This is a genomic window from Corynebacterium sp. KPL4072, assembly GCF_037908395.1.
GTDB lineage: Bacteria > Actinomycetota > Actinomycetes > Mycobacteriales > Mycobacteriaceae > Corynebacterium > Corynebacterium kefirresidentii.
The window spans coordinates 1-18,378 of sequence record NZ_JBBMGE010000009.1 but is presented as its reverse complement, the minus strand read 5'-3'; the positions used below and the strand labels follow the sequence as shown (position 1 = coordinate 18,378).

Sequence of the window (18,378 nt, the reverse complement as noted above, 5' to 3'; positions counted from 1 at the left end):
CCGCCTGAATTTTACTACCGGAAGTTACCTTCCTGGCCGCCACGTTGCGCCAGGGTGTCCGGTGGACTCCGCCGATTCGGCTTCTTTGCCAGCCGGGGTGGACTGAGCACTTACTGGCGAAACCACGGTGCGCCCCGCTGCGGGTGCGTCATCTTCTGCAGCACCCTTCTCATCCTTACCAGCACGGTAGTCCGCTACTCGCTTATTGTGGCGCTTAATCTTCTTGGACATATTGGCGAAGGTGACAACCAATGGCGTAGCGAAGAAGATGGAGGAGAAAATACCCTCAACCACACCGATGAGCTGGATGAGTGCCAAATCGCGCAGGGTACCAATGCCCATGAGCCACACGGCCACCACGAAGAGCGCGATAATCGGCAGCGCAGAAATCACCGAGGTAGAAATCGAGCGCATGACCGTCTGGTTAATCGCCAGGTTCGTCAGCTCAGCAAAGGTCTTCTTGCGCTGGCCTTCAAGGCCTTCCGTGTTCTCGTTGATCTTGTCAAAGACAATGACCGAGTCATACATGGAGAAGGTCAGGACGGTAAGCAGACCGATGATGACAGCAGGGGAAACCTGGAATCCGAAGAGCGCATAAATGCCGGCAATAATCACGCCGTCTGCAATCAGGGCGATGATAGCGGCAAAAGCCATGTTCTTCTGCAAGCGAATGGCCACATAAACGGTGGCAGCTACCAAGAAGACCAGCATGGCGATAAGCATGCGCTGGGTAATGGAAGAACCCCAGGACTCAGATACCGTGGACGAACCGATGGCATCCGGGGTGGCCTTACCTTCTTCATCCTTCGGCTTAAAGTCCTCGTAGATAGCGGTACGAGCCGCATTCACCTCTTCTTGGCTGAGGCGTTCGGAGACAATCTCCAAGGTCTCGGAGTTGCCGGAGCCTACGATATGTACCTGCTCGGGTTCTACGCCGGTGGAATCTTCAAAGACGCGTCCTACTTCTTCTTCCTTAAGGTCCCCTGCCGGCATGGACAGCGTGGTGCCGCCTTCGAAGTCAATCGAGAGGCTGAAGCCGCGAATTAGGATTGCGGCCACGGCCGCCACGATCAGCGCGGCGGTGATGCCGTACCACAGCTTGGTGCGGCCAATGAAGTCATAACCGCGCTCATCCTCGTAGAGGCGGTCCATTCGGGAAATCTTGTGCTTAGTCGAAACAGCCATGCTTATTTCTCCTCATCTTCCGCAGCATCAACGGGACGTGCGGTTCCTGCGGCAGTATGTGCTGCCGTTTCTGTGGTGGCTGCCTCCTTGGTTGCGGAGGTTTTAGTGGAGCCTGCTTTGCGATACCCCGAGCCGAAATAGCCGCGTTCACGACGCTCTTCCACCAAGGCGTAGATACCGCCAAGGCCGTTCATCGAAGGCTTGGCTGCAGCTGGACGGCGGCCCACCAACTGCATCAGTGGTGCCATAACCAAGAAGGATACGACAAGGTCGAAGACCGTGGTCAGGCCCATGGTAAAGGCGAAGCCCTTAACCTCACCGATGGCGAGGAAGTAGACCACTACGGAGCCGATGAGGGTCACCGCGTTACCGGTCACGATGGTCGCACGAGCACGCTCCCACGCCTTTTGCGTAGCGGAGCGGAAAGTGCGTCCCTCTAGCAGCTCATCCTTGATGCGTTCGTAGTAGACCACGAAGGAGTCAGCCGTTGCACCCACACCGATGACCAGACCGGCAATACCGGAGAGATCCAGTGAGTAGCCGATCCAACGACCCAGCAGCACCAAGGCACCATAGGTCAACAGGCCAGAAGAAATGAGGAAGACGAGGGAGACGCCGGCCAGTGCGCGGAAGTAATACAGCGAATAAGCCATCACGAGTACCAAGCCGACTAGGCCCGCGATAAGGCCGGCCTGCAGGGCGGCCTTACCCAGTGTCGGCGGAATGGACTCAATGGTACCGCCCGGCTCGCCATTTTCACCGGCGAAGGACAGCGGCAGTGCGCCATACTTCAAGTTATTGGCCAGGTTCTGTGCTTCCTCCTGGCTGAAATCACCAGTAATAGAGGTTGCGGACCCAACTGGAGTTGCGCCCTGGATCACCGGTGCAGAGATAACTGCGGAGTCAAGGGTAATGGCGACTTGGTCGTTGAGGTGTTCCTTGGTGAGGTCCGCCCACGTCTGGGAACCGTTTGGTCCATCTCCGGTCTTGAAAGAGAAGTTGATCTCCATTTGGCCGGTTTTGTTGTTCATACCGCCTTCGATAGGACCATTGGTATTGATCTCATTGCCGGTTAGGCGGGTGCCATTTTCATCCTTGATGCCGTTAAGAAGTGGCGCGGGCTCGAGGACGTACGGGTTGCCCTTGGAATAATCACAGGTAACAAATGGCTTAGCCGGATCGTCCGCGCCAGCCAGCGGATCGGTATCGCCCTGACAGGTCATCAGCATCGAAGCTGCGGCTTGGGTCGTCGGATCCTCGGACTGGCGGTCCTTGAGCAACATCTCCGTGATTTCATCACGGCGCTTCGACTGCTCAATGGAGTTGCTTGGCTCATCCAGGGGCTTAGCGCTGACCTTTGGAGCCTTCTTCTCCTTTGGCTTCTGTCCGGTCATCTGCGCTTCCTGCGCAGAGATGGCCTTGACGCCTTGATCCATCTGCTTGTTCGCTTCGTCTGCGCTTAGCACGCCATACTTTACCCAGCGGTTGGCCATGTCTTCTAGCTCCTTATTGAGCTTGCCCATATCCGGCATGGATGGCTTAGCCACTGGGCGGAAGAAGAGCTGCGAGGTCTTACCTACGGCCTGTGCTTGGGAAGCGTCCTCTCCTGGCACGGTAATAACCAGGGTATTGCCGTTAATGACAACCTCAGAGCCAGAAACGCCCATACCATTGACACGCTGTTCCAAGATGGTGCGTGCTTGTTTGAGCTGGTCCTGAGTGGGCTCCTCGCCTTGCGGAGCAAGCGTTACGCGAGTACCGCCTTGCAGGTCAATGCCGAGCTTCGGCGTGCTTTGACGGCTACCAGTAAGAAAGATAAGCGCATAGATAACAACCACAATGAGGACGAATAACGCGATAGCGCGCTTCGGCCATTGGCGTTGGCTATTTTTCATAGCGCGACGGGGTGATGCGGACAACGATAATCTCCTGTGCTGCTTATAACAGGGTGCTTAGACAATAAATACGGCCCGACCGGATGGCGCAGGCACGTCAACAACGCACAATCGTACGTCATGAGACGGAATTTTCCTTAACGAGGGCCAGATAAGGCCCAAAGTGTGATGGGGTCTACGCTCCACAAAGTTCCCACCACCTAGCAAACGTTAAGATAACTCTCAGGAAAGACGGGGTTAGTTCTTCCCCTCGCCGCCGAACGGAGGGACATTCTCATCAGGCAGGTTATCTTCCGTATCGCCTTGTGCTTCCCCAGCAGCCGCAGGGCGCTCGAGCTTATTGGCCTCCTGCTCGGTGCGAATCACGGCCATCTTGTCAAAAGTAACCACCACTCCTGGGGCAATTTCTAGATCCACATCCTTGTCACTGGTGTTACGCACCACGCCGTGTACACCGCCCGCGGTAACGATGGAATCGCCCGGCTTGAGGGAGTTTTGTAGGGCCTGCATATCATTTTGGCGCTGGCGCTGCTTTCGCATGGCCATGAAGGAGGGGATGACGAACAGGATGCCAATAATGATGAGAATGATGATTTCCATAGCTCCCTAGTGTGCCAGACGGAAGTGAACACAAAAACCCAGAGTGCTTGACCAAGCAGGCTGGCGCCTGGAATTAAAACAGGCCGGCTGCCCCCTCAGGAGGAGTTAGCCCCAAGTGCCGCCACGCGGCGGCGGTAGCTACGCGGCCGCGTCCTGTTCGCGCAATCATCCCGGCACGCACCAGGTAGGGCTCACACACCTCCTCCACCGTCGAGGGTTCCTCGCCCACCGCAATGGCAAGGGTGCTCACGCCGACTGGTCCGCCGCCGTGCCCCTTAATTAAGGCATCGAGTACCGCCCGGTCCAAGCGATCGAGGCCCATTTCATCCACGTCGAAGACCTCGAGCGCCCCCTGGGCCGCACTAAGATCAATCAGACCCGAGCCGTTGACCTCGGCATAGTCGCGAACGCGGCGCAACAGACGGTTAGCAATACGCGGGGTGCCACGCGAACGAGAACCAATTTCTACCGCTGCATCATGGTCAATATCTACGTCTAAGATGTGCGCCGCACGCTTAATCACCTGAGTTAAGTCAGCCGTGTCGTAGTACTCCATTTGCGCAGTAAAGCCGAATCGATCACGCAGGGGGCCAGTAAGCATGCCGGCGCGGGTTGTAGCCCCTACCAGGGTAAAAGGCGGGATTTCCAGCGGAATGGAGGTAGCACCAGGCCCCTTGCCTACGATGACGTCAATACGGAAATCTTCCATCGCCATATACAGCATTTCTTCCGCCGGACGAGCAATGCGGTGGATCTCATCGATGAAAAGCACGTCGCCTTCCATCAGATTTGAAAGCATGGCGGCCAAATCGCCGGCGCGCTCTAAGGCAGGCCCCGAAGTCATACGCAGTGAGGTCCCCAACTCCTGGGAGATAATCATCGCCATGGTGGTCTTACCCAGACCAGGCGGGCCAGAGAGCAGAACGTGGTCCGGCGTAACTCCGCGATTCTTAGCGCCTTTGAGCACCAAGGAAAGCTGCTCGCGCACCTTGGGCTGGCCTATAAACTCATCTAGCGACTTCGGGCGCAATGACCGCTCAATATCATGTTCCTCGGAGTGTGCGGTCGCTTCGACGTCGCTATTGCGCTGCGAAGAATGCGCCGCGTCGATGCCGTCGGGGAGGTTAAATTCGGTGCGCTCAATATCGGACATGATTGTTCAGCCTTCCTGCCTGCCGTTACTTTTTCTTGCCCAGCTGCGCTAGAGCCGCACGCAAGAGGGAAGACGTATCGGCATCAGGGTTCTCCGCATATGCTGCTTCCACCACAGGCCGCGCTCCCTTATCAGTAAACCCAAGACCAATGAGCGCTTCCGTCACGCTTTCTACCACGGCCCCGCCGGCTGGCGCGACGGCGGTATCGCTGGCACCTGCAGTAGAGGGCTCGCTTGGCGCAAAGGCCGCCACCTTATCTTTCAGCTCCAATGCCAAGCGCTGAGCCATACGCTTACCGACGCCCGGGATAGATTGCAGCGCCTTCACGTCTTCCGCACCAATCGCTGCAGCGAGCTCCCCAGCGCCCATGACCGAAAGCGCCGCCAAGGCAAGCTTTGGTCCGAGCCCCGACACGGATTGCAGAACTTGGAACATCTCGCGGTCCTCATCAGCGCTAAAGCCATAAAGAGTCAGGGAGTCTTCCTTGACCACCAAGTTGGTGAGAACCGTAGCTGGTTCCCCGCGGCGCAAAGTGCCCAGCGTTTTTGGGGTGGCCAAGAACTTGTATCCCACGCCTGCACAGTCGATGACCCCATGGTCGAGTCCAATATGGATTACTTCTCCACGCAGTGCAGCAATCATTGGCTTCCTATCCTTTTCTCTCAGTAAATTTCTCTACCGCTTCTTAGCTTGTCCGCGCACGCCACTTGTCTTGGCCCCAAGCCCAAGACCATTCCGGTCCATCCGCGCAATGGCAGGGGCACGCCAGCAATGACATACGGCCAGGGCAAGTGCATCGGCGGCGTCGGCAGGCTTGGGCGGCTCCGTCAACCCCAGAATACGGGTGATCATAGTGGTCATCTGCTTTTTATCGGCGCGCCCATTTCCAGAGATTGCCTTTTTCACCTCGGATGGGGTGTACATATACACCGGAATGTCGCGCTCAGCTGCAGCCAGCACCAACACCCCTACCACGTGGGCAGTTTGCATGACCGTGGAGACCTGGCCACGTTCGAAGACGCGCTCGATCGCTACTACATCCGGCGTATAGTCATCCATCCATTCTTTCGCTGCCACTGAAAGACGCAGGAGGCGCTCCGTTAAGTCTTTATCGCTAGGGGTACGAACCACGCCTACAGAAACCGGGAGGATTGCTCGGCCGCGACCAGCTTGAACCACGGAAAGTCCACAGCGCGTCAAGCCCGGGTCAATCCCCATCACGCGCATTCCTTCTAGGTTCATCTCTCCCCCATTGTCATGTCAGCGCCTTATCGCACCGCCTACTGCCCCCATTATGGACTACACACAGGTGTTCTACAAACGTAGCAGTCCACCCCACCATAGCGAAGCGCCGGCAGCGCCTCCGGCGAGCAATTCTCGCGGAGCGCTCCCGGCGCTACATAGCCGCCGCTATTGCGGCGAAGAGGTGATTAACCCTCGTTCAACTCGGCTAGTACCTCATCGGACAGGTCCATGTTGGTGTAGACGTTTTGCACGTCATCGGAGTCTTCCAAAGCATCAATGAGGCGGAAAATCTTCTTGGCATCATTGGCATCAAGCGGCACCTCAACAGAAGCGCGGAAGTCATTATCAGAGTCATCGACCTCAATATCGGCTTCCTTGAGCGCGTCCTTAACGGCCTGCACATCCGTCGGGGCGCAGACGATCTCAAACTTCTCGCCCTGGTCCTTTACCTCTTCCGCGCCAGCTTCTAGCACGGCCATCAAAACATCGTCTTCCGTCAGCTCACCCTTTTCTATTAGGACGTAGCCGGTACGGGTGAACATATAGGCCACGGAGCCGGATTCGCCCAAGTTGCCGCCGTTTTTAGACATAGCGGTACGCACGTCGGTCGCCGCACGGTTACGGTTATCCGTAAGGCACTCAATGAGCATGGCCACGCCGTTGGGGCCATAGCCTTCGTACATGATGGTTTCCCAGTCGGCGCCGCCGGCTTCCTCACCGGATCCACGCTTGCGAGCACGCTCAATATTGTCATTGGGGACGGAGGCCTTCTTGGCCTTCTTGATCATGTCATCAAGGGTTGGGTTAGCCGCTGGGTCACCACCGCCGGTGCGGGCCGCCACTTCGATATTCTTGATCAGCTTGGCAAATTCCTTGCCACGCTTTGCATCGTTGGCAGCCTTTTTATGCTTGGTAGTTGCCCATTTCGAGTGGCCTGACATGTAGTCCCTTTCTAATCGGGTGCTGAAACTGGTGGCAATTATACGTGTGCTGCATGAATGCGTGAAAGCGACCCCCTTATAAGCGGGGCATATTTACACGTTGTGCCAATTGCCATGGGCGGAACCGCTGCCCAGCTTTTCATCCAAGAAGCGTGTAAGGCCCTCTTGATTGACCAACGCCACCAATTCGCCCTCCTCCGTAAAGAGCTTGCCGCGCGCAATTGCCGTTCCTTGAAATGCTGAGGGTGATACTTGCTCATATAAGAGCCATTCATCCACGCGAATAGGACGCAGGAACCAAATAGCATGGTCGAGGCTGGCCAACTGCACTTTCTCTCCTTGATGCGGAAGGAGCGCGGAGCGGATGAGAGTCATATCCGACATGTAGGTCAGCGCGGCGCGGTGGAAAGCCGGATCCTGCGGAAGCTCAACGGTATTGCGAAACCAGATATGACGAAATCCTGCACCGGTGCGTTCCGCTGCCACAGGGTCTCGGCCTTCCTCTGGTACCAAGCGGATATCCCATTCCTCCCACTCTTTGAGGATGATGCGGGTGGAGTAAGGCGCACCGCCACCGGAACGAGCTGTTTCTTCGGGCCCAGGTACCTCCGGCATGGGATCTTGGTGCTGCGGTCCGCAGTCCCCATCGCGATGGAAGCTCGCCATGGCAGAGAAAAGTAGCGTGCCCCCTTGGTAGGCGCGTACCTGCCGGTTGGCAAAGGATCTGCCGTCCCGAATGCGCTCGACCCGCAACTCAATCGGCCGGCTCGCGTCACCAGGCCCCACAAAATAGCCGTGCAGGGAGTGAACCTCTTTCCCGGAAACGGTGCGTTGGGCCGCGGCCACTGCTTGGCCAGCAATATGTCCGCCGAAGGTACGCTCAATCCGCGACTCCACCGCCGGGCCACTAAAGACATCGTCCGCTCCCGTTTTCTCTATGTCCAAAATCTCGCGGATGGCCGCCATCTCCACACTCCCAATGTCCTAAATCACTACTGCTAGCAATTGTCGTCCACACTACTAAAAGGCCGAGCCGCCGATTCCTTTTCTCATTATCTCTCCCCCATTTTTTGGCATAAGTGGAAGAATTTTCTAGAAGAAACTATGTCCGCCACCGAAGTGAGCGCTCTTTGAATAAAGTCTTTTGGGTGAAACGCCTCGCTTCTGTTCCTGCAGTTTGGATTGGGTGGGTTATCGCCCGCCTGTGCCTTGTATATCTACTCAAGATTGACCACAGTCCCAGGGGCGATGTCGCATATTATTTTGCGGGTATCTACGGCGACGACCCAACTCAAATGACCGAGTACCCTCATGCAGGCACGTGGCCTACGGTGCTTTTGGGGTGGCTCACCGGTGAAAATATCACCGCTTTCTATATCGGCTTTACCATCATGACGCTGCTTGTCGACGCCGCGTTTTTAGCCCTGCTGCTGCGCCACCATCCCACCCAACCGCGCGCTTTTTGGGCCGCTTGGTTCTGGGTTTTCTTCGGCACCGCGGCCGGCCATGCCTTTGTGTGGCGCCTCGATATTTTCCCCGCCCTAGCCGTCGCCGGAGCAGCCGCCCTTCTGGCTACCCATCCCCTTATTGCCTCGGCGTTACTGGGCTTTGCCACCACCATGAAGCTATGGCCCGGAGTGCTCGCCGCAGGCTTAGTGGGCCGCTTCAATAGGTCTGCGACCTGGCAACGCCTGCTCGTCTTCTTCTGCACCATCATTGCAGTCTGCGCCATAACGGTTGCCACCTGTGGCACCGAACGCTTACTTTCACCTTTAAACTACCAGGGCGTGCGCGGACTCCAGTTGGAGTCCATCCCGGCGACCTTCCTGTTGCTGCAAGCGCATCGCCACCCCGGCCGCTGGGATTTGGGCTACGCCGCTTCCAAGAGCTTTGAGATCTCCGGGCCCGGCGTGGATACCGCCATCAGGTGGAGCACCATAGCCATCATTATCATGCTGGTGTTTGCGGTGGGATGGGCGCTCTACCGGCTGTGTGCCGGCGGATGGACCACGCGCACCACCATGGCGTTCTTTAGCGTTATGGTCTTGCTCCTTATCGCGACCAATAAGGTTTTCTCCCCGCAATACATCGTCTGGCTCGGCCCGCTGCTTGCAGTGGTGATCCGCCAGCGACTTCCACAAGGGTTTACTGCCTTGCGGGTAGTCCAAGGCCTGCTGGCGGTCTGCGCCATTATCGCCGCCGCGCTGGGTACTTTGATCTATCCGTTTAACTACGACTACATCTGGCATTACGTGGGCGAGAATATGTTCCCCGTGTATCTCTTGGTGGCCCGCAATATTCTCATCGTGGTTATGGCCATCATTGGGCTTATATGGTTTGCGCTCGAGGTGGCGCTGGCTGGGAAACTGGAACGTGCAGGAATTCACCAGCCACACGCGCCAAGCGCCCTGGCACAGCCAGTTTTACGCCGCCGAGGCGGCCGGCACTCGCTTCGGTCATAAAGCCGCTCAGCAGGCTACTCAGCCAGCATGTAGTCAAAGTATTCCGGCAGCTTTGCGGTGCCGCCCAGATGGAAAAGCCGCACCGCAGGGCGCAGACGCAAAGCGCGAGTATCGCTGACCGCTTCGTTATAGAAGCGGTGGGCGAGCTGGATACGCCCTTCGGCGTCGGCAAGCGCGGCGGGGCGGCGCTCTGCGGGAAACTCTTGCACAATGGCGGCAGAAAGCTCCCGCTCGGCCAGCGTGCGCGGTTCGAAGTGGCCTTGGTAGAGTTCGGTGGATTCGGCTCTTTGGGCCAGGGCCGCCAGCCCTGGTGCTACTGCCGCTGTGACCGCTGCCCTGCGGTCTAGGGCCGCCTGTAGCTGTGCCAGCGAGGCATCGGTGCGAATGTGCAGTGAGTTGAGCCGCTGAGCGGTAAAAAGCGCCCAGGAGCCCACGATGATGAGCAGAAAGAGGACTAGCGCAATTTCAATGGCCATTAGCGCTTCACCCTCACCTTGGTTCCGTCCTGGACGGTTTCATAGACCTGCATAACAGCTGCTGCCACATGGTCCCAGTCATACGTGCTGGCACGCTCGACGCCATTGCGTGTCAGCCGAACCCGGTATTCGGCATCATCAAGCACCTCACTTAAGACGCGCGCCAGATCTTCACTATCCTCATTGCGGAAGAGTGCGCCGGCAGGCTCATCAGAATCGGCGTTGCACACCGCGCGGAAGGCTTCAAGGTCAGAAGCAACTACTGCCGCGCCGGCCGCCATGGCCTCTACTAACACAATGCCGAAACTTTCGCCCCCGGTATTTGGGGCCACGTATACATCGGCGCGGCCGAGGATCTCGGCCTTTTCGGCATCGCTGACTCGGCCGACAAAATCTACGCCTTCTACCTCGCGAGCACGGCCGCCACCCATGATGGTAACGCGGAGGGGGTGGTCTATCTGGCGGAGCGCACGAAGCAGGATATCCAGCCCCTTGCGCGGCTCGTCGAGCCGGCCTAAGAAGACTACTTCTAAAGGATCTCCGGGGGCCTTGGCTGGGCTGCGGCGCCGTGCCTGCGCGTATACCGATGTATCCACGCCGTTGGGAATGAGGACTGGGTCTCCGCCCAATTGCTCCACCTGCCAGCGCCGCGCCATATCTGAAACCGCGATACCGCCGCGGATCTTTTCCAAAAAAGGCGCGAGGAAAGGCTTGGCAAGGGTCAAGACCAGCGAGCTCGACGCGGAGGCGTGATACGTGGCCACCAACGGTCCCTGCGCTACGGCCAGCGCGGTCATGGAAAAGCTCGGGGAATTGGGCTCATGGATGTGCAAAACATCAAAGTCGCCATCTTTGATAAAGCGTTTGACCTTGCGCGTTACCTGAGGTCCGACGGACAGGCGGGCCACCGAACCGTTATAAGCAATGGGAAAAGCCGGGCCTCCCTTGACCACAAAATCAGGCAGCGGCGTGGAGTCAGAAGCGGGGCCGATGACTTGAACATAGTGCCCTTGCTCTATATATACAGTGGCTAGATCAAGGATATGGGCTTGAACTCCGCCCGGTTCATCAAAGGAGTAGGGGCACACGATGCCGATCCGCATTATTTCTCGCCTTCCTGCCGTGCACCAGCGTGGCGGCTATCACGGGCCTTGTGCGCGGCGCGCGCTTGCCGACGCCTCTCAATATCGACATTCCACTGCGGCTGCAGCATATGCCAATCCTCCGGATGCCGGCGAATATTGGCAGCGAAGCCATCGGCCATGCGTTGCGTAGTCTCTTGTACGTTTGTTACCTCAAGTTCCGGAGACACCGATAGGCCCCAGCCCTCTCCCTTAAACCATGAGTGCACCACATGGAGGGCGGCGCCAGTCTCCAGCGCAAGCCGGGCGGGTCCGGCGGCCATATTGGCCTCCTCCCCCATGAAATCTACGCTCACACCACTTCGAGTCAGGTCACGCTCGGCCAGCAGGCACACCACGCCGCCAGCTTCTAATACTTCTTTGAGGCGAGCAAAAGGCGAGGCTTCGCCCCCGGTGAGGGGAAGGACCTCAAAACCGAGGGTTTCGCGGTAGTCCACAAAGGCGTCGAAAAGCACTGCGGGCTTCAAGCGCTCTGCGACAGTGGTGAACTGGCCATAGTGGCCCACGAGGAAGACACCCGCCATGTCCCAATTACCCGAATGTGGGAGGGCCAAAATAGTGCCGCGTCCGGATTGAGCGGAAGCATCAAAATGCTCGAGACCTTCCAAGCCGCTGAGCAAGCGCTCGTGCAGGCTGGCATCGCCGTGAATAGCCGGCAGGCGGAAGGCCTCCATCCAATAGCGCATATAGGAGCGAACGGAATCGCGTACCAGCGCGCGGGTAACGTTTTCTGGCCCCACCACGCGGGCAAGGTTGCGGCGCAAGCCATCCATTCCGCGGCCGTTCCTGCTGGCAAAGTCGGCGCCCCACCGAAACAGCGTGCGCGCGATGGGCTCGGGTAACCGGCGCACCACCTTCCACCCCGCGAGGTAGCCCGCCGCGGAGAGGTCTTCTTTATCCCACATGGTGTTAAAACCTCCTGGTTTTTCGGTGGTGCTCAGCGAGCTAGTGCTGCTCCTGGCGGGCAGCGATGACCATGCGCTGGCACACGGTGAAGATGGAGCCAACGGCAAGGCTCCACAGCGCTACCTCGATAGCATGCGGAACGCCAAGGCCCTCAAGGCCAATGCCGCCCAAGCCCAAGATAAGCCGCTCAGGGCGCTCGATGAGGCCGCCGACCATCTTGAACCCAGACGCCTCTCCCCTAGCCTTGATATAGGAAATGACCTGGGAACATACCAAGGTGACAAAGCAAGCGATGACCGTAATGCGGGAAGAATCCGCGGAATAAATCAGCCACCACGCAATAGCGCTAAACAAGGCACCATCGGTGATTCGATCGCAGGAAGCATCCAAGGTCGCGCCAAAGGCGGTGGCTTTGCCAGTCAGACGCGCCATGGTGCCGTCGAGCATGTCAAAGGCGGCAAAGAGGCCGGATAATACGGCAGCGGAAAACAGGTGACCGGTAGGAATGAGGATCACCGAAATAGCAATGGTGACAATGGTTCCCACAATAGTGACCACATTCGGGGTCAGGCCCAGCTTTAAAAAGGCCTTCGCTATAGGTTCCACCACCACGGCGGCGGGCTTTCGCCCATGCACGCTAAGCACGCGAATCCTCCTCTTCCATCTCGCGCCAACCTTCTGCCAGCACGCGGCGTGTATCCTGCAGAAGCTGCGGTAATACCTTAGTCCCATCAAGGACAGTCATAAAGTTACTATCCCCAGGCCACCTTGGCACCACATGCAGGTGCAGGTGATCTCCCACGGAGCCTCCTGAAGCGCGACCCAAGTTCAAACCTACGTTAATGGCCTCTGGGTGAGAGACGCGTTTGAGTACCCGGATAGCCTTTTGCGCAAACTCCATCAGCTCTTGAGATTCCTCTTGCGTTAGGTTCTCAAGCTGAGATTCTTTACGGTACGGCACCACCATGAGGTGTCCAGCGTTGTACGGAAAGAGGTTTAGCAATGCATAAACGCTCTTGCCGCGGGCGATGATGAGCCCGTCTTCGTCGCTACCCTGCGGGGCGGCAACGAAGGGGTCCTCAGAGCGCTTGGCTATATAAGCCATGCGATAAGGTGCCCACAGCCGTTCTAGACGGTCCGGGTCGCCCGCGCCTGAGTCAACGAAGGTCCCCTCCACCGCTCCATTGTCGAACGCGGCGGAGCTTTCGGTCTCGCGCGTCTTTTTAGCGTCGGGCACTGATGAGCTCTTCAGTCGGCTGCTCGTTATTGCGTTCTGCGACCCACGCAGTGATGAGTTCCACAGCCTCATTCACCGGCACACCGTTGACCTGGGTGCCATCTAGGAAGCGGAAGGACACGGCGCCGGCTTCCACATCGCGGGCACCGGCGACCAGCATGAATGGGACCTTTCCGGTGGTGTGATTGCGAATCTTTTTCTGCATGCGGTCATCGGAGGTATCCACATCGGCGCGGATTCCCTTCTGGCGCAGCTGTGCGGCAACTTCTTCAAGGTGCGGGGAGAATTCATCTGCCACCGGGATACCCACCACCTGGTGCGGCGCCAGCCAAGCTGGGAATGCGCCAGCGTAGTGCTCCAGCAGCACACCAAAGAAACGTTCAATGGAGCCAAAGAGCGCACGGTGAATCATGATCGGGCGCTTCTTTGTTCCGTCCGAAGCGGTGTACTCCAGCTCGAAACGCTCGGGCAAATTGAAGTCCAATTGCACGGTAGACATCTGCCAGGTACGGCCAATGGCATCGCGGGCCTGGACAGAAATCTTTGGACCGTAGAACGCGGCGCCGGCTGGGTCCGGTACCAGCTCCAAGCCAGACTTTTCCGCGACCGACTGCAAGATGGAAGTCGAGCGCTCCCAAATCTCGTCGGAACCGACGAACTTATTCGGATCCTTGGTGGAAAGCTCCAGGTAGAAATCAGACAGGCCATAGTCCTTCAGCAAGGAGATGATGAAGTCCAGGACCTTGGTGAGTTCTTCTTCCAGCTGTTCTTCGGTGCAGTAAATGTGCGCGTCGTCCTGGGTAAAGCCGCGGGCACGGGTCAGACCGTGGACCACGCCGGACTTTTCGTAGCGGTAGACGGTGCCGAACTCAAATAGGCGCAGCGGTAACTCGCGGTAGGAACGGCCACGGGATGCAAAAATCAGGTTGTGCATCGGGCAGTTCATGGGCTTGGCGTAGTAGTCCTGCGGCTCCTTGACGGTATTGCCTTCTTCGTCATACTCGCCATCGAGCTGCATTGGCGGGAACATGCCATCGGCGTAGAAGTCCAGGTGGCCCGACTTCTTGAAGAGATCACCCTTGGTGATATGCGGAGTGTTGACAAAGGAATAGCCGGCCTGGACGTGGCGGTTGCGAGAGTGGTTTTCCATCTCCATGCGCACGGTGGCACCATTCGGGTGGAATACCGGGAAACCGGAGCCAATCTCATCTGGGAAGGAGAAGAGGTCTAGCTCTTGGCCCAAGCGGCGATGGTCGCGCTTTTCAGCCTCTTCCACCATGGTCTGGTAGGCCTCCAGGGCCTCCTTGGACTCAAAAGCGGTGCCGTAAATGCGCTGCAGGCCAGCCTTAGACTGATCTCCGCGCCAGTATGCAGCAGAAGAGCGGGTTAGCGTGAAGGCCGGGATGTACTTGGTGGTTGGAACGTGCGGTCCGCGGCAGAGGTCGAACCACTCTACTTCCCCGGTGCGCGGGTTGATGTTGTCATAGTGGGTCAGATCGCCAGAACCAACCTCGGCGGCCTCATCGGAGTCAGGGTCAACGTTGCCCTTGTCCTGGACCAGCTCGAGCTTGAAGGGTTCTCCGGCAAGCGCCTGCTCCGCTTCTGCAGCGGATTCGTAAACGTGGCGCTCAAAACGCTGGCCTCCCTTAATGATCTTCTTCATGCGCTTTTCAATCGCCTTGAGATCTTCCGGGGTGAAAGGCTCCGCGGTTTGAAAATCGAAGTAGAAGCCATTTTCAATGGCCGGGCCGATGCCCAGCTTGGTGCCGGGGAATTCGGCCTGCACGGCCTGCGCCATAACGTGGCCGCAGGAGTGGCGGATTACCGCGCGACCGTCTTCCTCGCAGGCGGCTACCGGGGTGAAGGTGGATTCCGTGTCGGGGGTGTGCGACAAATCAAAGAGAGTGCCGTCTTCACCGCGAACGACTACGACAGCCTCAGGGCCCTTATTGGGAAGATTGAGCTCTCGCATTGCTGCGCCCACGGCCTGGCCGGCGGGCACGGTGAAGGAATCGTAATTGACCGGTACTGCGGGAATGAGTTCCGCCATAATCGCGCTCCTTTATGCGCTCGTGCGTCGGCGGCATACCTGGCCGCGTCCGCTATTTAAATTTACGGATAGCTATTCTACAACCCTGCATACTCGCAAAGCGATTTCGCCCACCAAGATTCACGCCCATCCGCGTCGAGGGTGCCCGGCGGGCAGAAATACATAGCGGAGCCGATATGGGTCAGCCACTCATTCATCAGGTCAGATTTATCCAAACGGGCCTGGATAGGCTCGAATTGCTTGGTGGGATCCTGCTGATAGCAGATGAAAACCTGGCCGATATTGGAAAGCTGCCCATCCTTGCCATCGGGGGCCAGCTCATAGTTATACGGCCGGCGTAGGATGCGTTGCTCCGGATGATCAGCAGGTGGCGCGGCCACGGCCATGTGCGAGTTTTTATCAATCACCGGCAAGCCGTAGTCATCTACCGCATCGAAATCTGCAGCATCAAATTCTTCTTCACCGGTAAGCGGGGCGCCGGTGTCAAGCTTACGGCCCACCGCATTTTCACGGGAGGAGCGATCCAGCTTCTCCCACGTATCCACGTTCATGCGAATGCGACGCACCACCATGGCCGTTCCCCCTTGCGCCCACTTCGGCCCTTCATCGATCCACACTTGGGCTGCAAAATCTTCCTCGCTGCGCGGGTTAACGGTGCCGTCCTTTTGCCCGAACATATTGCGCGCAGTAGCGCCCTTTTCGTGGCTGCCATAGGCATTAATAAATCCCTGCTGCAGCCACTTCACACTGGCATAGTGCTCACCGGCTCGCACCATGTGGCGCAGTGCATAAGTATTCATCAACGGGTCATCGCAACAAATCTGAAGGACAATATCGCTTTGTCCCCATTGTCGTTGCAGCTCATCACGCTTAAAGGAACGCACATCTCCCAACCAGTGTGGTTTCTCCACGCCGAGCAGGGAGAATACCTTCTGGCCTAGACCGCAGGTGATGGTCAAGTTGGCGGGCTGTTGCACCATTTCCGGTTCCAGGGTGCCCAGCGGCGGCTCCCCCGTACACAGCGCGCGGGCGTCCTCGGTCCACAGCTTCATGAGGTTGGCAAACTCTCGCTTGTCGACGCCCCTTTTAAAGTCAAACCCCACCAGATTCAGGTGAGCCTGCTCTGCGGTAGCAATGCCCGCCTGATGCTCGCCGTCAAAAGCCACGAGGGCGTCGGCAAGCGCAGGCTGTTCCTGTGCCCCAGCATCCGGGGAAGAGCCCTGGTTATTGCAGCCTGCCAACGCGAAGGCGCTGGTCGATACCGCAGCGCCAGTGAGAAATCCCCTTCTGCTGAACCCAGACATGGTTAGTGGTCGTGGCCTTCCTTATTGTGGGACATATCTCCGTGCTCCATGTGGGACATATCGTGGCCTTCCATATCGCCGTAGTCCTCATCCCCGGAAGGCATGCTACGCGTTTGGATCTCGCCCAGATCGAGCTCTTCGCCGCCTTCTAGCTTCACCTTAAGGTCAAGGGATTCGCCGGGAGCGATGTGGTTTCCCATTTCCATGAGCATGAAGTGGTCACCGCCTGGTGCAAGTTCGTGGGACTCGCCGGCCTTGACCACCAACGGGCTCGACATTTCCTGCATCTTGCCATCGACGGTCTCATGGATCTGGTTCACCTTGGCATTAAGACTGGTGGAAAAACCGGTGATAGCGATGTCCTTATCGGTGTGGTTCACCAAGGTGCCAAAAATAGCAGTCATGTCTTTATCTTCGTTGGCACGCACGACCGCGTCTTCGAAGGTCAGGTCCTCGGCTGCGGCGGGGGAGGACTTCTCCGCAGCGCTGGAGGTGGCATCAGCCTTCGACTCGGTGGAGTCATTTTGGTTCTGCGGGGAGCAACCCGCCAGGGCAAGGCCGGCCACAGTCAACCCCACAAGGGCAATGCTAGAAATCTTGGACATTATTTTTCACCTTCCGAATCAATGCGACGAGACTTGCCAATAAATAGGGCAACTACTGCGGCAATTGCCAAAACCCCGCCCACGCCCAAAATGATTTTCAGCGACATCGGCAGCCCCTCGGTTGCTTCCTGGTCTGTCGCGTCAGACTCGCCAGCCTCGGGGTTTTCGGCCCCGTAACCTTTAACGGAAAATTCCACACCACCGCGAGTAGCGTGTCCATCCGAAGACGTGATTTGGAAACCCACCTGGTAGTTGCCCGGCCCAGGGTTAACCCCCTCAGGAGTCTCAATTGTGAGGTCTCGTTCATGGAGCTGCGGTTCCTGGCTAAAGAGCTTCTCACCGGTATCGGCGTTGGTTACGGCAAAGGTGTTGAAGTCCTCTTTGGGGATGCCAGAAAACTCAAGGGTGATTTCCTTAGGGAACTCATCGAGTTGATCGCCGTCTTTGACCGAACCGCCAATAACGGAGTCGTGCGCGAATGCGGCAGGCATCGACCCGCCCAAGACCAGTGCGGCTGTGCCCACTGCTGCGGCTGTGCGGCGCAGCCAAGGTACGCGGTAGCCCATAGATAGCTCCTTTGTGATGTTGGAAAAGCACAAGTTGAATTGTCAGACATACTAGCCCCGCGACTTGCCATAGCGGCAATCACAAAAAGCAGCGCGTCGAGTCATATGTCGGCTTGAACTGGGCTCGAGTTCCGCTTCCTTAATAAAAAGAGGTATTTATCACTATTTAAGCCAAGTTGACTCAATTCCAGCGGACCTAGCCTTAGGACCTCTCCCCCTGCCGGGCATTAAAAAACGGACCAGAAACCATCAGAGCAAAAATAACCAGGGCGACGCCAACACCGATGAGCGTCAAAGGCCACGCCCCGCTGCCACTGCCTCCAGCCGCATCTGCCGCAGTAAGGCCCATAAAGAAAAGCACAGTCCCCGAAACAAAAGACGCGAAGCCGCAGGCTCCAACCAATAGCGGTACCACTAGTGCGCGTGACATCTTTCCTCCTCCGCTTTGGGTTATGACTCTTCAAAGGCAAGCGTATCGCACAGCACACGGAAGGAGACAAGAAAAAAGCCGCCCCGCCTCTGGGGCGGCTACATGGAGCGGATGACGAGACTCGAACTCGCGACCCTCACCTTGGCAAGGTGATGCGCTACCAACTGCGCTACATCCGCA

19 protein-coding genes and 1 tRNA gene are annotated in these 18,378 nt (G+C 57.7%); 1 reads left to right on the top strand and 19 read right to left on the bottom strand.

The window, feature by feature from the left end; translation table 11 throughout:
- Window positions 1-24: 24 nt before the first annotated feature.
- The 8 genes from secF to WMP97_RS09690 all read right to left on the bottom strand — a co-directional run bounded on the left by secF (window position 25) and on the right by WMP97_RS09690 (window position 7,986).
- Window positions 25-1,185, bottom strand: a complete 1,161-nt coding sequence (secF, locus tag WMP97_RS09725) for a protein translocase subunit SecF (RefSeq protein ID WP_340440408.1) — start codon at window positions 1,183-1,185, stop codon at window positions 25-27.
- Between the two features lie 2 nt (window positions 1,186-1,187).
- Window positions 1,188-3,080 carry a protein translocase subunit SecD gene (secD, locus tag WMP97_RS09720; RefSeq protein ID WP_340440407.1) on the bottom strand — a complete coding sequence of 631 codons (1,893 nt, stop codon included), beginning with the start codon at window positions 3,078-3,080 and terminating at the stop codon, window positions 1,188-1,190.
- A gap of 237 nt (window positions 3,081-3,317) precedes the next feature.
- The gene (yajC, locus tag WMP97_RS09715; RefSeq protein WP_248098549.1) at window positions 3,318-3,680 is read right to left on the bottom strand and encodes a preprotein translocase subunit YajC; all 363 of its coding nucleotides are present in this window, start codon (window positions 3,678-3,680) and stop codon (window positions 3,318-3,320) included.
- 73 nt (window positions 3,681-3,753) lie between these two features.
- Entirely contained in the window at window positions 3,754-4,833 is a 1,080-nt protein-coding gene (gene ruvB, locus WMP97_RS09710) for a Holliday junction branch migration DNA helicase RuvB (RefSeq protein ID WP_340440406.1), read from the bottom strand.
- Window positions 4,834-4,858: 25 nt separating this feature from the next.
- Window positions 4,859-5,476 (bottom strand): Holliday junction branch migration protein RuvA, encoded by a 618-nt coding sequence (ruvA, locus tag WMP97_RS09705; protein WP_239204101.1) that lies wholly within the window; start codon window positions 5,474-5,476, stop codon window positions 4,859-4,861.
- Window positions 5,477-5,509: 33 nt separating this feature from the next.
- Window positions 5,510-6,076, bottom strand: coding sequence for a crossover junction endodeoxyribonuclease RuvC (gene ruvC, locus WMP97_RS09700; protein ID WP_086587570.1), 567 nt, complete (start codon window positions 6,074-6,076; stop codon window positions 5,510-5,512).
- A gap of 188 nt (window positions 6,077-6,264) precedes the next feature.
- Window positions 6,265-7,020 (bottom strand): YebC/PmpR family DNA-binding transcriptional regulator, encoded by a 756-nt coding sequence (locus WMP97_RS09695; protein WP_023021430.1) that lies wholly within the window; start codon window positions 7,018-7,020, stop codon window positions 6,265-6,267.
- A 93-nt stretch (window positions 7,021-7,113) separates the two neighbouring features.
- Window positions 7,114-7,986 carry an acyl-CoA thioesterase gene (locus WMP97_RS09690; RefSeq protein WP_200287402.1) on the bottom strand — a complete coding sequence of 291 codons (873 nt, stop codon included), beginning with the start codon at window positions 7,984-7,986 and terminating at the stop codon, window positions 7,114-7,116.
- Between the two features lie 329 nt (window positions 7,987-8,315).
- On the opposite strand from WMP97_RS09690, the gene WMP97_RS09685 reads away from it, so the two are divergent.
- Window positions 8,316-9,482, top strand: a complete 1,167-nt coding sequence (locus tag WMP97_RS09685) for a DUF2029 domain-containing protein (RefSeq protein WP_340440405.1) — start codon at window positions 8,316-8,318, stop codon at window positions 9,480-9,482.
- A gap of 14 nt (window positions 9,483-9,496) precedes the next feature.
- Here the strand turns inward: WMP97_RS09685 and WMP97_RS09680 are convergent, their stop codons facing one another.
- From WMP97_RS09680 to WMP97_RS09630, 11 genes are all read right to left on the bottom strand, one after another.
- A complete protein-coding gene (locus WMP97_RS09680) occupies window positions 9,497-9,958 on the bottom strand; it encodes a hypothetical protein (RefSeq protein WP_023021427.1) in 462 nt (153 codons plus the stop codon).
- On the bottom strand, window positions 9,958-11,061 hold the full coding sequence (locus tag WMP97_RS09675) for a glycosyltransferase family 4 protein (protein ID WP_200287399.1): 1,104 nt from the start codon (window positions 11,059-11,061) through the stop codon (window positions 9,958-9,960). Before WMP97_RS09675 ends, WMP97_RS09680 begins: the two co-directional genes overlap by 1 nt.
- Window positions 11,061-12,005 carry a phosphatidylinositol mannoside acyltransferase gene (locus tag WMP97_RS09670; protein WP_301732007.1) on the bottom strand — a complete coding sequence of 315 codons (945 nt, stop codon included), beginning with the start codon at window positions 12,003-12,005 and terminating at the stop codon, window positions 11,061-11,063. Before WMP97_RS09670 ends, WMP97_RS09675 begins: the two co-directional genes overlap by 1 nt.
- Before the next feature lie 40 nt (window positions 12,006-12,045).
- The gene (gene pgsA, locus WMP97_RS09665; protein ID WP_340440404.1) at window positions 12,046-12,651 is read right to left on the bottom strand and encodes a phosphatidylinositol phosphate synthase; all 606 of its coding nucleotides are present in this window, start codon (window positions 12,649-12,651) and stop codon (window positions 12,046-12,048) included.
- Window positions 12,644-13,243 carry an HIT family protein gene (locus WMP97_RS09660; protein ID WP_408918441.1) on the bottom strand — a complete coding sequence of 200 codons (600 nt, stop codon included), beginning with the start codon at window positions 13,241-13,243 and terminating at the stop codon, window positions 12,644-12,646. The genes pgsA and WMP97_RS09660 overlap by 8 nt, the downstream gene beginning before the upstream one ends.
- Window positions 13,230-15,293 carry a threonine--tRNA ligase gene (gene thrS, locus WMP97_RS09655; RefSeq protein ID WP_023021422.1) on the bottom strand — a complete coding sequence of 688 codons (2,064 nt, stop codon included), beginning with the start codon at window positions 15,291-15,293 and terminating at the stop codon, window positions 13,230-13,232. Before thrS ends, WMP97_RS09660 begins: the two co-directional genes overlap by 14 nt.
- 77 nt (window positions 15,294-15,370) lie before the next feature.
- On the bottom strand, window positions 15,371-16,597 hold the full coding sequence (locus WMP97_RS09650) for a Dyp-type peroxidase (protein ID WP_023021421.1): 1,227 nt from the start codon (window positions 16,595-16,597) through the stop codon (window positions 15,371-15,373).
- A gap of 2 nt (window positions 16,598-16,599) precedes the next feature.
- The gene (locus WMP97_RS09645) at window positions 16,600-17,202 is read right to left on the bottom strand and encodes a copper chaperone PCu(A)C (RefSeq protein ID WP_301715703.1); all 603 of its coding nucleotides are present in this window, start codon (window positions 17,200-17,202) and stop codon (window positions 16,600-16,602) included.
- Entirely contained in the window at window positions 17,202-17,768 is a 567-nt protein-coding gene (locus WMP97_RS09640) for a copper resistance CopC family protein (protein WP_340440403.1), read from the bottom strand. Before WMP97_RS09640 ends, WMP97_RS09645 begins: the two co-directional genes overlap by 1 nt.
- A 202-nt stretch (window positions 17,769-17,970) precedes the next feature.
- On the bottom strand, window positions 17,971-18,198 hold the full coding sequence (locus WMP97_RS09635; protein WP_023021418.1) for a hypothetical protein: 228 nt from the start codon (window positions 18,196-18,198) through the stop codon (window positions 17,971-17,973).
- A 103-nt stretch (window positions 18,199-18,301) separates the two neighbouring features.
- Window positions 18,302-18,377: transfer RNA gene (locus WMP97_RS09630), tRNA-Gly, on the bottom strand.
- Between the last annotated feature and the right edge of the window lies 1 nt (window position 18,378).